The sequence below is a fragment of the Vibrio genomosp. F6 genome (genome assembly GCF_005146325.1).
Classification (GTDB): Bacteria; Pseudomonadota; Gammaproteobacteria; order Enterobacterales; family Vibrionaceae; genus Vibrio; species Vibrio cortegadensis.
The window spans coordinates 1-14,237 of record NZ_SYUT01000022.1 but is presented as its reverse complement, the minus strand read 5'-3'; the positions used below and the strand labels follow the sequence as shown (position 1 = coordinate 14,237).

Genomic DNA, 14,237 nt, shown 5'->3' with positions numbered 1-14,237 from the left:
CTTTTATTGTCTGGAATATTGCGATTCAGTGGTTAGTAGTTAGTAGTTAGTAGTTAGTAGTTAGCCGAAGGTTGTTGGTCGCGGCTGAGCCCATAGATGGCGTGATCAACAATGCGACCATTGAGGTTTTCATTGTGACTGATGATCCCTTCTAACTTAAAGCCAAGACGTTCGCACAGAGCTCGGCTCGGTTTGTTACCTTCAGCAGCGGAAATCTCGACTTTTTGCATATCAAGCTCATCGAAAGCGATACTAATTAGCTTTTTGACCACGCGACTCATGATCCCCTTGCCTTGCTCATCTTGAGACAACCAGTAACCAATGGTCACTTTTTGCAGGCTATGATCAATGCTATTAAAGCTGGTATTTCCAACTAAACGTCCTTGATACCAAATGGCACAAGTCATGGATTTTCCTTCAGCGTAATCGTGGAGAGATCGTTGAATGAAAATACGAAAGTCTTGTTCACTTTGGCAGTGAGGAGGCCAAGCGAGCCACTGAGATAAATACTCTTTCTGGCTGCAAGCAATATCAGAATAGTGTGAAGCGAAGGATTCTTGTACGAGTACTAATTCTAATTCATCATCAATTTTTAGGCTAAACATGGCTTCCCTTAACTATTCATTATTGAATAATTCAAGCTAACAGGAAGCCAGTTGTTTTTCTACTATCTTGATAAAATTTAAATTAAACAGACAGTTGATGGTATTTTACTGAGTGCTAACGTTACTTCTTATTGATGAAATCTTTGAAGCGTGCTTGAGTGTCAGCATCAGCTTTGCTGTACCAAAAATGCAGCATTTCTTCAGCAGTACTGTCAATTTGTGGTTGCTCCGCTTGTGTTACAACGACTGGTTTTGTCGCGGTTTCTGTCTTTGCTTTTGGAAGCGTCACGACAGTGGTGACAACACCGATAGAAGCAATGCCTCCGGCACGGTTATAATCCTCTGATTCACGAACATAGTTACGACCAAGTTGCATGCCGTCTTTTTTCAGCTTGTCGGTTTTAATTGAAATGGTTTCGCCTTTCTCGTCGATCAACGACCACTCCATGTTTCCGATTTCACGTTCTGCTTCACGTTCAGTTCGGTATTTTGGGAGGACAAAGTCTAATTTTGTATTCGCTTCATCAAAAGTGACGATATAAACATCGCTGCTCACACTATTGCGTTCATTCCCTTTGTCAAAATAGGGCTCAAAGCGGAAAACGATCTGGTTTTGTCCATCTTCTAAAGTTGCACTGGTCACCGAAGAGAAGAAACTTCCTGAGGTTTGTGGCTTTTCCATATTGACGGCTAAGAGAGTGACGTCAGAAGGAAGATTTAAGGTTACGTCGGCTAGTGCAAAATGGCTAGTGGCGATAAGAAGTGCAGCTGAGATAGGCTTAAGAATGTTCATATCCAATATTATTCCGTTTCAATAACTTATGATCGCTCTCAGCCTGCCTCGTAAAATGAGTGAATGCAATGATCAGGCTTGGAAATTGCCGCGAATAAGTGAAAAATTTACACAAGGCTGACCAAGAGAGCCTGACTAAGAATTAAACACCACCCGTAACACGCTGAAACTCGCAATGACCACCAATAAACCAATAGTGACGGGTTTGAACTTTGCTGCGCCATATTTATCAAATAATTTCGTTCCAACGGCTCCGCCAAACATGCTGCTTGGTAATAGAGCAAGGGTAAGAATGACGGTATTCCAATCGACTAAGCCAGCGACACTCGCAGAGATAAAAGCAGTCGAATCAGCTAGCACAAAGAAAGCGATTAAACAGGCTCTTGCCACGATAGGTGAGAATGGACTGGCTAATGCGTGAGTGCCAATTGGTGGGCCAGACATGGAAGCCGCACCATTCATGATTCCGGCTAAACTGCCTAAAATGAGAGGAGCAACTCGACTCTTTTTCGAGTACTGAAAACCGCGCTGGATCATGAAAGCAGAAGCAAAAATGAAACCGCTGATGATTAGGATGATGGTTTGCTGATCAACCGAAGTGAGCAGCAATAGCCCTACCGGAGTAAACACAAGGCAAGGAATAAAAACGTGTGCGACCCAAGACCAATCCACCGACCTTCTGACTTTCGGAAGCAGTTGAATATTACCTAGGCAGTCGATAAGCATAAATACCGGAACCAGTTTTATGACAGGCACAAACAGAGCACTCAAGGGCAGAGCGATAAGCGTGAAACCGAAGCCAGAGAAGCCGCGGACAATCGCCGCAAAGATAAAAACAAGGATTAAAGCAAAAAAAGTGGGACTGAGAATAAGATCCATAAGTGAGCTCTAAAATAGCCTCTATAACAGAGAGCAAATAGTGGTTGAGATGAAGCTGGATTGTGCGACGAGTTGCAACTATTCACAAGTTAAGTTGTTGTCAGTTTTACTTTTATATCGATACTCGTCGCTATAAACATTGCCCTTTTTAGAAAAATTGTTATTATCGCGGCTTACATAGTCGGGGGGCCATTAGGCTGAGATCGCAATTGCGAGACCCGTTGAACCTGATTCAGTTAACACTGGCGTAGGGAACTATAGTCTTGCTAATGATGAATCGATCCCAACATTCGTCTGTTTTTTAGCCAGAGAGTTCCTTGCATCAGTCTTGGAGCTTTTATGTCACATTCTCATATACCATCACATTTCTCTTCCCAAATATTACCTGATTCTACCACTCCGATTGTGTTGACTATTGCAGGCTCTGATAGCGGCGGTGGCGCGGGAATTCAAGCTGATATTAAAGCGATGTCGGCCACAGGCAGCTATTCCTGTTCGGTAATAACGGCCATTACTTCTCAAAATACACTCGGCGTTTCGGCCATTTTCCCCATTCCAATTGATCATATTGAAACTCAGTTAGATGCGGTTTTCACCGATTTAAATGTTGTCGCCGTTAAAGTCGGGATGCTGGCTGATTCTGAAATCATTAAAACCGTTGCCGCAAAGATTAAGCAGTATCGACCACAATTTGTCGTGGTTGACCCTGTAATGGTCGCGACCAGTGGAGACTTGCTGTTAGAGAACTCAGCGATCAGTACGCTAAAAGCAGAACTGCTCCCACTGGCTGATGTGATCACTCCAAACCTTCCTGAAGGTGCCGCTCTGATTGGTAGTTCTATTCCAACCAATGAAAATGCAATGAACTTGATGATTGCTGATCTACGACAGTTGGGTGCGAACTCAGTGCTGCTCAAAGGTGGTCATCTAGAGTGCGATGAGAATAGTAATGATTTGCTGATCTTTTCCGATCGCGTTGAGCGTTTGAGTGCAAAAAGAGTAGATACCCATAATACTCATGGCACGGGATGTACTTTATCATCGGCAATCGCCTCATATTTAGCACAAGGTAATGATCTACTCAGTGCGGTTAAGTTGGCTAAGCAATATATATCTTTAGCCATCGCTCATGCCGATGAGTTGGATATTGGCCAAGGACATGGTCCCGTTCACCACTTCTTTGATGGTCATAATGATGTCCGTTAATATGCAGGACGCGCCAGCTCAAGCATCGCTTAATCGCTCGGTTCTCAGTGTTGAACCTGGGGAATGGTTAGACATTATATCGGGCTATTTACGTTACCGAGATAGTGAACAGCCGATAATCTCTCGGCTGAATATGCGTATGCCAATAAAACAGTGGACGTGTATTTTAGGGCGCAGTGGTTGTGGGAAAAGTTCTTTACTTCGCTACCTTGCGGGGCTGTTAGAAGGTAAAGCTGAGTGGCGTGGTGAGCTTAAACTCTGCGGTAACGATAAAGCCTCTCAAGCTATCGCAATTGATGGTCATATTGCGTATATGGCTCAGCAAGATCTGCTGATGCCTTGGCTGTCGGTATTAGATAATGTGCTGCTGAGTGATAAATTTGGATCTTCAGCCTTTGAACATCAGCAAGCTAAAGCTCTAGATCTACTGAACCGAGTGGGATTAGCAGGCAAGGCTCAACTTCTGCCTCAGCAGCTATCGGGTGGTATGCGCCAGAGAGTTGCTTTAGCTCGAACTTTAATGCAAGACAAACCGATTGTGTTAATGGATGAACCTTTCTCAGCGTTGGATGCCGTCACTCGTTATCGATTACAAAATCTTGCATATGAGCTGCTCTCCGATAAAACAGTGGTATTGATCACTCATGATCCACAAGAAGCGATTCGATTAGCGCATCAGCTATACATTATTCAAGGCACACCTGCTTTCGCGCAATCATTGAACATTGCCGATATTTTGTCTGTTCCAGACTCTGAAATGCCAAGAAAGTTTGATTCCAATTGTGCTCAGTTACAGCAGTGCATTATAGATCAGTTGGAGAGTGACTATGAATAGTTCGGCTCAACTACGATTGGTCTCCAGACGTCTTCTTGATAACCTGCATCTCCCTCATCTACTGTTTCGAATGCTGCTTTCTGGAGTGGTTATCGTTGGGCTTTGGCAAGCGATAGTGGTGATCTTTGAGACCCCTCCTTTTATTCTTCCAGCCCCGTTAGATGTTTTTAATAGCTTAATTCAACGCTCTGACGTATTGGCTAAACATACCTTCGTAACAGCGCAAGAGATCATTTTAGGCCTGCTTTTAGGGCTTTCTATGGGGTTGTTATTTGCGTTACAGATGTTGTTATTTAAACCGGTAAAACGTTGGTTACTCCCAATTCTCATTGCTAGCCAAGCCATTCCAGTATTCGCGATTGCTCCCGTACTTATGCTGTGGCTTGGCTATGGCATTGCATCAAAAATCGTCATGGCGGCGTTGATCATTTTTTTCCCTGTGACGACATGCTGCTATGACGGATTACGTAACACTCCTGTTGGCTATCTTGATTTGGCTAAAACCATGGGCGCAACCAAATGGCAAATGCTACGCCATATTCAATTGCCTGCTTCGCTGCCTACTTTAGGTTCCGGCATTCGAGTAGCTGTGGTGATTGCCCCGATTGGCGCGGTTGCGGGAGAGTGGGTGGGATCAAGTGAAGGTTTGGGTTATCTGATGTTACAGACCAATGCTCGGATGATGATAGATGACATGTTTGCTGCACTGTTTGTGCTTTCAGCGTTGTCTGTCTCACTCTATTTCTGTGCCGATTTCATTTTGAAGAAACTGATCCCGTGGGAAGCGTGATCCCCATTATGTGCGATTCAAGGAGCGTGCATCATCGGAATATGAATCGCTCAGGTTGCAGTTTTGAAGCCTTATTACAACGAAAATGAATGAGCTAAGCCGCTCATGAATAGATTACCAATATGGAAATACAAGAAGGAAAAACAGTGAAAAAGAAAACGATTATGAGTGCTATTGCGCTTGCGACTACATTACTTTCTGTGAACGTTCAAGCTGACGAGAACGTTGAAGTTAAGCCGCTGACATTGATGCTTGATTGGTTTGTGAACCCAAACCACGGCCCGATTGTGATTGCGAAAGAGCGAGGATATTTTGCACAGCAAGGCTTAAAAGTCGAGATACAGGAGCCTGCTGATCCAAGCACACCACCTAAGCTCGTTGCAGCTAATAAAGTGGATTTAGCGATTTCATATCAGCCTAATTTAACCATTGATGTCGCAGCGGGCTTGCCACTTATTCGCGCCTCAACGTTGATCGCTACGCCATTGAATACGCTGATGGTGCTCGACAATAACAAGATTGGTGACATGTCAGATCTAAAAGGGAAGAAAATAGGCATCGCGATAGCGGGCAATGAAGAGGCGACGATTGGCACCATGCTGCAAACCAGTGGTGTGAACTATAAAGATGTTGAGATCATCAACGTTGGGTGGGCATTGTCTTCGTCATTAGCCGCAGGAAAAGTGGATGCGATTTGGGGCGGTTTACGCAACTTTGAAACCAATCAGTTGGCATTAGAAGGTTATCAATCGAAAGCGTTTTTCCCAGAAGAACATGGCGTGCCGACTTATGATGAATTGGTATTTGTTGCGAATGCAAACACTTACGATAAAGAAGCAATAAAAGCATTCAATAAAGCCTTAGAGCAAGCCACGGTTTATATCGTCAATCATCCTCAAGAGTCTTGGACGCAGTTCGTCGCTTATGCGCCAGATACGCTCAATAATGAACTGAATAAGCGCGCGTGGAACGATACGTTGAATCGCTTTGCACTGCGACCATCGGCTGTTGATTTGAAGCGTTACGACGATTATGCGCAGTTTATGTATTCGCAAAATATCATCCAATCTCAGCCTAAAGCGAAAGATTACGTACCCACTTTTGAGTAATCCTATTTTTTTTCGCAATCAATCATCATTAAAAAGAGTGAGAAATCTCGATGAATCATCAAGATCTAATCAAGGCATGCCAAGAGGATTGGGACGCTTATACCAAGCATTCGTTTGTTCAACAGTTAGGACGTGGTTCCTTACATGCAGACTGTTACCTGCATTATCTAAAGCAAGATTTTCTATTTTTGAAGCAGTACGCTCGTGCATACGCATTGGCGATTTATAAGGCTCGAACTTTAGCGGATATGCGCAAAGCTCTGCCTAGTGTTCATGCGCTGCTTGATTCAGAAATTGCTCACCATGTCAGTTATTGCGCCAATTGGGGATTGACGGAAACGGATTTAGAAGCGGAACCGGAAGATGTTGCAACTGTGGCTTATACCCGCTACGTACTCGATGCAGGAATGTCGGGTGATATTGTCGATCTTTATGCGGCTTTGGCACCGTGCTCACTCGGTTATGCACTCATTGGTCGACAATTGATGGCTAGTGAGAAAACGGTATTAGAAGGTAACCCTTATGCCAGTTGGATAGAGCTTTATAGCGGAGATGAATTTCAACAAGGTGTCGCTAAAGGTGCATTGCATATTGATGAGTTACTGGCTGATATTGATATTAACAGCGAGCGTGGACGTCGTTTAATCGATGTATTTAAAACCGCCACCCGAATGGAAATTGCTTTTTGGCAACAAGGCTTAGACGCAAAAACATGTGAGCAGATACAAGACAAAACCGCTGAGGTGAACCTATGAATGCAGAACAAATTGTAAAGGCGCTTGATGCACTGCGTGAGCATAAACCGCTAGTGCTGAACATTACCAATTACGTGGTGATGAATAATACGGCTAATGCACTTTTGGCTATTGGAGCTTCGCCTATTATGGCTCATTCACGCCAAGAAATGACAGAGATGATGTCGTTCTCAGGGGCGTTAGTCATTAATATCGGTACGTTAGACAGCGTTTGGATTGAACGAATGTTATTTGCTGTTGAGCAAGCTAATACATACCAAAAAGTGGTGGTTCTTGATCCGGTTGGCTGTGGCGCGAGTGGGTTACGCACAGAGGTTTCTCGTCAAATAGCAAAAAAGGCTAAGAAGTTGATCATTCGTGGTAATGCTTCTGAAATCATCGCGTTGGCGGGTGAAGAGGGACAAAGTAAAGGTGTCGATGCGCTAGACAGCAGTGATGCGGCATTAGGGGCGGCGCATTATCTCGTTGAAACCTACCAGTGCAGTGTTGTGGTTTCTGGTGCGACAGATTATATCATCACTCCAAAAGGTCAAACGCAACTAAATAATGGCGACGCAATGATGCCGTATGTGACGGGAATGGGATGCACGCTAACCGCGCTGACTGGCGCTTTTGCTGCTGTTGGTGATGAGTCTGGCGTTGCCGCTGCTGCGATATTAGGTGTAGCAGGTGAAATAGCCGCAGAGCAGTCGAAAGGCCCAGGAAGTTTACAGGTTAATTTGCTCGATAATTTGTATCAGATGGATAGCGCAACGCTGATCGAACGCTTGAAAATGTCTTAATCAGAATGTTCAGTGATAATAAAAGTCAGTATCAAGCGATTCTGGCTTTTTGATTGAGTTTAAAATAAGTGGAAGCTGATCTTAAAAACAAGGCGAAATAACAATGAATCCCTACCGTTTATATTTAGTCACCGATGATCAACAAGATATCGACACATTGAAGCATGTCGTTGAACAGGCGGTTGCTGGTGGCGTAACCATGATCCAAGTGCGTGAAAAACATGGAGATATACAGTCATTTATTCAACGGGTTCAAGCAGTAAAAACTGTGCTCGAAGGAACAAATGTCCCTCTTATTATTAATGACCGGGTTGATGTGGCACTTGCTGTGGATGCTGATGGGGTTCACCTCGGGCAATCTGATATGCCCGTTAAGATCGCAAGGCAACTAATAGGAAAGGATAAGATACTAGGGTTGTCGGTTGAAAATGAGCAGCAGTTACAAGAGTCACAATCATTGCCTATTGATTACATTGGTTTAAGTGCCATTTTTGCCACACCGACCAAAACCAATATCAATAAAGAGTGGGGAATTAGTGGATTAGCTCAGGCCGTGAGCAAAAGTGCATTACCGATTGTTGCGATTGGTGGGCTTAATTCAGACAACCTTGATGCGGTCGTGGCGACCAAGGTTGCCGGTATCGCGCTAGTTTCTGCTATTTGTCATGCTGACTCTCCCAAACAATCTGCTCAAGAGTTATTAGCACAAATTGGAATCTAGCCTAAGCGAGCAAGATTGTGTTTTTCAGGTCAATATTACTGCAATTGTGAGCTCATAACTTGCAACTCATCGGATCAGGCATTATTACTTGAATACAGGAAAACATAATAAGGTGAATTTGGAATGAACGCGCAAGCACAGATTGATAATGTACAGGTGAGTGATGGTTCGCTAGAGGTGTCTTCGCTTGAGCGTCACTTTTCTGATCTTACCCAAGCTTATCAAGGCAATTGCTACCCAGATAAGCAGGTGAGAATCGAAACACTACAGCAACTAAAGGCGAATGTGCTAAAAAGCCGTCCCGCGTTGATAGAGGCTTTATCTGAGGATTATGGGTTCCGTAGCTCCTTTGATTCTATGGTGTGCGATCTTATGCCTGCCATTCAACATATCAATTACACCATTAAGAAATTACCAAAGTGGATGAAACCTTCTCGTCGTCATGCTGGATTACTACTTACTCCATCAACAGTAAGTGTTCACTATCAGCCATTGGGTGTAGTTGGCGTTATTGTTCCGTGGAATTTCCCAATTGTGCTAAGTATTGCGCCTATAGTTACGGCGTTAGCGGCGGGCAACCGAGTGATGGTGAAATTAAGTGAATTCACACCTTCAACCAATCAAGTGTTGCGTTCAATCTTTAAATCTTTTCCTGATCAAGTGGTTTTGATTGAAGGGGATGGCGCTATTGCCGCTGAATTCAGTCGTTTGCCGTTCAACCATTTGCTGTTTACGGGTTCGACAGCGGTTGGGAGATTAGTGGCAAAAGCCGCGGCAGAAAACTTAACGCCGATTACTTTAGAGTTAGGTGGGAAATCGCCAACTATTATCGGTGAAGATGCTGATTTAAAAAGTGCCGTTGATGCGATTATGTTTGGTAAATCGAGTAATGCAGGTCAGATTTGTGTCGCCCCTGATTATGTCTTTGTGCCTGATGGAAAGCAGAATGAGTTTATTGAGATCTACAAACAACGTTTCTTAAAGGCGTTTAAAGAGAAAAAAGGGCGCAGAGAGATAACGAATATTATCAATCAGGCACAATTTGCACGATTGAACTCCTACCTTGACGATGCAAAAGACAGAGGCGCGACGATCACGACGATAGAAGGTGAATTGAGTGAAGCTCGCCAAATGTGGCCGCACTTTGTTACGGATGTCGATGATTCAATGCAACTGATGCAAGACGAAATTTTTGGGCCAATATTGCCAATTATGACCTATAAAAATGTGGATGAGTGCATTACATACATTAACAGCCATCAACGACCCCTTGCTCTGTATCTAATGAGCAGCGATAAGGAACTTCAAAGCCGAGTGCTGAATAGTACGCACAGTGGTGGCGTAGCGATTAACGATACTATTTTACAAGTTGCGGCAGACGACGCTCCATTCGGTGGTATTGGTGAGTCGGGTATTGGGAGTTATCACGGAATTGAAGGTTTCCATGCTTTCTCAAATGCAAAAACAGTACTGAAAACGCCAGCTTGGTTACCGAGAAGCCACTGGATGCTGACTCAGAAAAAGTTATTGTCTAAATTAATTAAGACCCTGTTTTTGCGATAAGTAAGGTTCGGTTTTGATGGCAGGTGATTAAGAGCTTGTCAGTGATAGGCGGTAGTCAAAGCAATCTAATACTTGGTCTTGAACTAAAGTAAATTCTTCTTTGATTCCCGCTTTCACAAAGCCGTTTTTTTCCAGCACGCGTTGTGAGGCAAGGTTTTCAACGGATGCAAAAGCAGCCAACTGTTTAAGTTGAAGGTGATTTGTTGCATGTTCAATGAGTAAACGAGTCGCTTGACTGGCAATACCTTGATGACAAAAATTCTGCCCGATGCGATAGCCTATTGCGCCACGCTTAGTGACGTGTTCGATAAAGTGAATGTTGGCTCGTCCACAAATCTTTCCATGTTGGTCAATGATCAATGTTGGATACATCAAGTTCTGCTCATATTGGGATAAGCAGTGCCTTATATGCTCTTCGAGTCCCCTTCGTGTATAAAACTCGTCCCCTCTGGAATCGATAAATTGTTCAAACCAATCTCTATTATCTAACTCAAATGCCAGTAAGTTTTTAACATCGTGTTTGTCCAGAAGGCGGAGGGCAATTTGTGAGTGATTTTGGCTCATAATGGTTCTAACTCTGACTGATAATTGGTGCGCCCTGAGTTTTTTAATCATTCAGGGCGTCTATTTATTCTAGCTTATTAGTGAGTTATGTCTTGTTCTAATCCAAAAGGCAAGCGTTTAAAGACTTGGGGTTGCTTGAGGAAGGTTGGCGCTTCATTGGTTTTTTGCCAGTCGAGCAGCATAATGGCGAGAACATTACGGTGCTCACCATAGCTCAGATCAAAGTCACCCGTGACCGATGGAATCATACCTTTCTCTTTATCGATTGAAGCTTGAATGGCTTTGCGGGTTTTGTATACCACTGGATCATCTTCTAATCCCGCAAGTAAGAATGTGATCCCCACTTCGGCTATGACATCTTCTTTTGCTCGCAACAAAATAGTGTCAATGTGCGCTCGGAAATAGTCGTATATCCATTGGTGGTCTTGTTCATTTACTTGGTGCTGGTAATACTCTGAGTCACCGAAAATAATATGAGTCATGCCGTACAGTTTATTGCCATATTGCTGTTTTGATAATTTTTTATCATTGGCATCAGGGTAGGCTTTCTTAAAGGAATCCGTGAATGCTTCAACGACATCTTGTTCGCCAAGTTGACGTAGCCAATAGACTTGGTTCGCCAGTTGAGCAGCCCACGCTTTAATCATCTCTTCATTGGTCGCATAGTGGCTGAAATCATATCGACGAATCACTTGGCGCAGTTTTTTATCGTCGCGGTGCTGTAAACCATATTCATTTGCCCGAGCCATTGAACCTAATAGGTCGACCCCTAAATACAGATATTCAGGCATATGCTTGGTTGCGGTATAACGGCGCATGCTGCGCTCATCATCATCCCCTACGTAACCAGAAAGACGTTTTTCTGAATATAGGATGATCTGTTCAGGCGTATGTACTTCCGTTGAAAAATGGTTGAGTCGGCTTGCAACACGCGCGAGGTCACTCCAAATCGCCGCAGAATATTTGTCATCTAAGGTTTGACGAAACATACGTAAACCGTAGTGTCCTTCTTTGAAGGCCGGCAGAGTAAAAAGCTCAGGTTCGTAAGTGTCACGAATAATTTGGGCGGATTGTTCAAACTCAATATCGGTAATACGTGATGATTCAGCTGCGCTGCTATAGGCACTAAAAAAAGTAGAAGTACTGAGTAAAATACAGAGTGTGATTTTGGAAAGTGTCATTTGATGAGTCCTGCCATTACGGGAGGCTAACTATATCAGTTCATTGATGAATATATGTAAAAACTAGGTCAAGGATAGGTGAGGTTTATAGCTAAAATTGAGATATTTAAATGACAAATGCAAAGGAGAAGGAGTTATCCCTTTGTTGCGATCCGCTAGTTAATATTCAATATTGTACTTACAAAGCGAGACAATTGAATACACTTTAGCGACAGTTATTCTATCTGCTAATCTATATAGTTAGCTGCATCAATCATTCATTAATCTTATGGTGCAGTATGTTTTCTCGTTGTTTAAAAGTGGCTATTTTGCCTCTTCTTTTTGGTCTTTATGGCTGTAATAGTAGCTCGAGCAGTAATAACACTGGTACTGCCGCGTTACCCAAGGCGGATTACGTATTTAGCACAGCAGATAAACAGAAACTTTTGGTCGAGCGAAATGAAATATTAGAGTCGGTCGTACTGAGTGTGGATGATCGTGAATATAATAAGCTCAATTATGCCGATGAAGCCTCAGGTGGCAAGTTACTTCAGTTGGAAAGTAATGATGGCGAGAAGGTGACTCTTTTTATCGCAGATTCTGATAATCCCAATGCCATTTGTGTGATTTATAAGAGTGGTAGCGATATTGATGCATTTAAGTGCGATAACTCCTTAAAGACAGAGTCTGGCGATATGACGCTATTTCCTATGGCTGAATCGGGCGCGAAAAAGAAAGTGCAATTAGAGTATGCAACAGAATCGATAGAGTATTGGGAAAGCATCGGGTCGACAGTATTGACTCCCTTGGTAACCGCTGCTGGAATGGAAATTCGAACGTCATTTGCCTTTGAAGATTACACTCGTCAAATTGTGTGTGGTGGCGTTTGCGCAGAAAAACGGTTTTCAACTTTAGGTGCTACCACTTATTTTAATCTACAAGGGATTGTAAATAGCGGTCTTCCGGATTCTGTGACCCTTGTGTTTAACAACAATATCGGTGGTTCTGGTGATGATGAAATTAATATGTACACAGGTTTATTGATTCGCGATAGCAAAATGAAAACCAAAGTTAGTTCAATTGGCTCTGTATTTTCGGGTGGAACAGATCTATTTAGTGCGGGTGTTGAGCGAACTCTTGAGATCCGTGACTCATCAAATCAGCTAGAAAAAAATCAACAGATTGGTGTACACAGTTGGGGAGAAGGATCGAAGACAGCAAAGGATTTTCCTTATACGAATGTGAGTCATCGTAAACAAGCGACATATTTTACTAAAATGCTTGGCGATAAGGGCGTGAGTTTCTATATTTACACTCTTGATTCTGCGCCAGCGAGTGGTGCGCATTATATGACTCGAAAAGAGATGGATACCTATCAATTTGTGACAGAGTTTTTATGATTTAACGATGTCAAAATATTGAACGAAGGCTAACACAGGATATGTGTTAGCCTTTTTTATATTCATAGGACATAAAAAATTATCGCGGTAACGCTTGTGAGGGTTTACTGCCGAGTGCGCTGAGTACCACCATGATAAGGAGAGGCAGGGCGTTTGAAATACCAATTATCATCTCTTTAGCCGCTTCATCTTGGTATGCTGCCGTTATCTTTCCAACATCCAAATTCTGCGCCGCTAATGTGGTCATTGTTGGCATCATAGGAAAGAGGAAAAAGATAGCATTGATGGTTAAAAATGCCATGCAACCGTATTGAACTTTTAACCACAGAGGTTTGGGATCATAGTTTTTTGATTCCAGTACGGTGGCTGCAATCTTCAGCAATAGCCCCGGAAGGATAAGAATATAGGCACTTTTCTCTTTATAAAGCGCCGTATAATAGATGGCATGTAAGTTGTTGTGGTCTAAAACATTTGCTATGACGATATGAGACAATATGCCTCCAACATACATAATGATCCCAACAAGAAATATGAGTTCAATCGCTTTGTGTTTGGTTATCTGCATGATCCACTCCTTACCAGCGTGAACGGTAGCTACGATGACAGCTATTACATGTGTCTTGTGCTTGTTCTAACCCGTTTTGTGCTGAGTTGAGATCTTGATTCTTGCTGGCTTGATATAAGTCTTTGAATCCTTGGTCCATTTCCATCATCAGCTTATTAAATTTTTCAGGTTTTTCCCAAATTGTCCCTTTTGCTTTGCTGCCTTCACTGCTTCCTTCAGGAAAGAGAGCCCGTAGTTGAGTGCTATGGTGGGTTAATTCTTCACTTATGGTTACCACTTCAGTCCAATCAGGCTTGTCTTTGTCTAATACTTCTTCAAGTTGTTCTGTTTTATTTTCAATTGAAGAAAAAGAGTGCTGTCTCGTATCAATAATATTTTGGCTACTTTGAGCGTTTGCAAAAGCAGGTAGAGTGACAAGTAATGCAATAGTGAGTTTTTTCATATGTATTCCCATTATGTTTTTTTCGTTGATGACCTCTGTCGACGAAAGTAATTTACACAACAATAGTT

Annotated in this window: 15 protein-coding genes, 1 pseudogene and 1 riboswitch; of the genes and pseudogenes, 9 read left to right on the top strand and 7 right to left on the bottom strand. The window is 42.9% G+C overall.

Features of this window, described 5'->3' with window-relative positions:
- Positions 1-53 precede the first annotated feature (53 nt).
- The 3 genes from FCV43_RS08020 to FCV43_RS08010 form a co-directional block, all read right to left on the bottom strand.
- Positions 54-605 (bottom strand): GNAT family N-acetyltransferase, encoded by a 552-nt coding sequence (locus FCV43_RS08020; protein ID WP_136994769.1) that lies wholly within the window; start codon positions 603-605, stop codon positions 54-56.
- A 121-nt stretch (positions 606-726) separates the two neighbouring features.
- Positions 727-1,398, bottom strand: coding sequence for a DUF2057 family protein (locus tag FCV43_RS08015; RefSeq protein WP_136994767.1), 672 nt, complete (start codon positions 1,396-1,398; stop codon positions 727-729).
- 135 nt (positions 1,399-1,533) lie between these two features.
- Positions 1,534-2,277: a sulfite exporter TauE/SafE family protein gene (locus FCV43_RS08010; RefSeq protein WP_113800088.1), complete on the bottom strand. Its 744-nt coding sequence runs from the start codon at positions 2,275-2,277 to the stop codon at positions 1,534-1,536.
- A gap of 172 nt (positions 2,278-2,449) precedes the next feature.
- Positions 2,450-2,548, top strand: a riboswitch (TPP riboswitch).
- Positions 2,549-2,616: 68 nt separating this feature from the next.
- Between FCV43_RS08010 and thiD the strand changes: the two genes are divergently transcribed.
- From thiD to FCV43_RS07970, 8 genes and pseudogenes are all read left to right on the top strand, one after another.
- Positions 2,617-3,483, top strand: a complete 867-nt coding sequence (thiD, locus tag FCV43_RS08005) for a bifunctional hydroxymethylpyrimidine kinase/phosphomethylpyrimidine kinase (protein WP_136994765.1) — start codon at positions 2,617-2,619, stop codon at positions 3,481-3,483.
- Positions 3,470-4,318, top strand: a complete 849-nt coding sequence (locus FCV43_RS08000) for an ABC transporter ATP-binding protein (protein WP_136994763.1) — start codon at positions 3,470-3,472, stop codon at positions 4,316-4,318. Before thiD ends, FCV43_RS08000 begins: the two co-directional genes overlap by 14 nt.
- A 79-nt stretch (positions 4,319-4,397) precedes the next feature.
- Positions 4,398-5,108: pseudogene (locus tag FCV43_RS07995) on the top strand (ABC transporter permease); the annotation flags it as partial.
- Between the two features lie 122 nt (positions 5,109-5,230).
- Positions 5,231-6,217, top strand: coding sequence for an ABC transporter substrate-binding protein (locus FCV43_RS07990; RefSeq protein WP_431188285.1), 987 nt, complete (start codon positions 5,231-5,233; stop codon positions 6,215-6,217).
- Positions 6,218-6,267: 50 nt separating this feature from the next.
- Positions 6,268-6,972, top strand: coding sequence for a thiaminase II (gene tenA / locus FCV43_RS07985; RefSeq protein ID WP_136994760.1), 705 nt, complete (start codon positions 6,268-6,270; stop codon positions 6,970-6,972).
- Positions 6,969-7,754: a hydroxyethylthiazole kinase gene (gene thiM / locus FCV43_RS07980; protein WP_136994758.1), complete on the top strand. Its 786-nt coding sequence runs from the start codon at positions 6,969-6,971 to the stop codon at positions 7,752-7,754. The genes tenA and thiM overlap by 4 nt, the downstream gene beginning before the upstream one ends.
- 103 nt (positions 7,755-7,857) lie before the next feature.
- Complete coding sequence (gene thiE / locus FCV43_RS07975; RefSeq protein WP_136994756.1) at positions 7,858-8,475, top strand: thiamine phosphate synthase; 618 nt, start codon at positions 7,858-7,860, stop codon at positions 8,473-8,475.
- 123 nt (positions 8,476-8,598) lie between these two features.
- The gene (locus FCV43_RS07970) at positions 8,599-10,038 is read left to right on the top strand and encodes a coniferyl aldehyde dehydrogenase (RefSeq protein WP_136994754.1); all 1,440 of its coding nucleotides are present in this window, start codon (positions 8,599-8,601) and stop codon (positions 10,036-10,038) included.
- 27 nt (positions 10,039-10,065) lie between these two features.
- Here FCV43_RS07970 and FCV43_RS07965 read toward each other — a convergent pair whose 3' ends face one another.
- Positions 10,066-10,602, bottom strand: a complete 537-nt coding sequence (locus FCV43_RS07965; RefSeq protein WP_136994752.1) for a GNAT family N-acetyltransferase — start codon at positions 10,600-10,602, stop codon at positions 10,066-10,068.
- Positions 10,603-10,679: 77 nt separating this feature from the next.
- Complete coding sequence (locus FCV43_RS07960) at positions 10,680-11,783, bottom strand: DUF3541 domain-containing protein (RefSeq protein WP_136994751.1); 1,104 nt, start codon at positions 11,781-11,783, stop codon at positions 10,680-10,682.
- A 278-nt stretch (positions 11,784-12,061) separates the two neighbouring features.
- On the opposite strand from FCV43_RS07960, the gene FCV43_RS07955 reads away from it, so the two are divergent.
- A complete protein-coding gene (locus tag FCV43_RS07955) occupies positions 12,062-13,162 on the top strand; it encodes a hypothetical protein (RefSeq protein WP_136994749.1) in 1,101 nt (366 codons plus the stop codon).
- Between the two features lie 79 nt (positions 13,163-13,241).
- Here the strand turns inward: FCV43_RS07955 and FCV43_RS07950 are convergent, their stop codons facing one another.
- Positions 13,242-13,727, bottom strand: coding sequence for an enoyl-CoA hydratase (locus FCV43_RS07950; protein WP_136994747.1), 486 nt, complete (start codon positions 13,725-13,727; stop codon positions 13,242-13,244).
- Between the two features lie 10 nt (positions 13,728-13,737).
- Entirely contained in the window at positions 13,738-14,169 is a 432-nt protein-coding gene (locus FCV43_RS07945; RefSeq protein ID WP_136994745.1) for a c-type cytochrome, read from the bottom strand.
- Positions 14,170-14,237 lie beyond the last annotated feature (68 nt).